This is a genomic window from Seonamhaeicola marinus, assembly GCF_008085455.1.
In genome coordinates this window covers 540-1,096 of record NZ_VSDQ01000590.1, presented here as the reverse complement: position 1 = coordinate 1,096, position 557 = coordinate 540, and the positions used below count along the sequence as shown (strand labels likewise).

At 33.4% G+C, this 557-nt stretch carries 1 protein-coding gene; it reads right to left on the bottom strand.

Annotated elements, in window-relative coordinates; genetic code table 11:
- Positions 1–101: 101 nt before the first annotated feature.
- A partial coding sequence (locus FUA24_RS10670) for a 2-oxo acid dehydrogenase subunit E2 (RefSeq protein ID WP_246147016.1) occupies positions 102–557 on the bottom strand: 456 nt, incomplete at its 5' end.

Sequence of the window (557 nt, the reverse complement as noted above, 5' to 3'; positions counted from 1 at the left end):
AAGATAAAAAAACCTGTTTCATTAGAAACAGGTTTAACATTATATTATTAAGAGTGTTTTGAATTACACTTCACTGTAAAGAAATGTATTTCAAAATAACATTATACTAACATAGTTACTGGGTTTTCAATATACCCTTTTAATGTTTGAAGGAATTGAGCTCCAGTAGCACCATCAACCGTTCTATGATCACAGGCCAAGGTTAATTTCATTGTGTTGCCAACTACTATTTGACCTTCTTTTACCACTGGTTTTTGAACAATAGCCCCAACAGATAAAATTGCTGAGTTAGGTTGATTGATGATAGATGTAAAATAATCTATACCAAACATACCTAAGTTTGAAACAGTAAATGTACTACCAGACATTTCATCTGGAGTTAATTTTTTATTTCTTGCTTTTCCTGCTAATTCTTTAACCTCGGCTCCTATTTGCGGTAAACTTTGCTCATTAGCAAAACGTACTACAGGCACTACTAAACCGTCTGGAACAGCTACAGCTACACCTATGTGTACGTGATTGTTTAAACGCATTTTATCATCAAACCATTGTGAGTT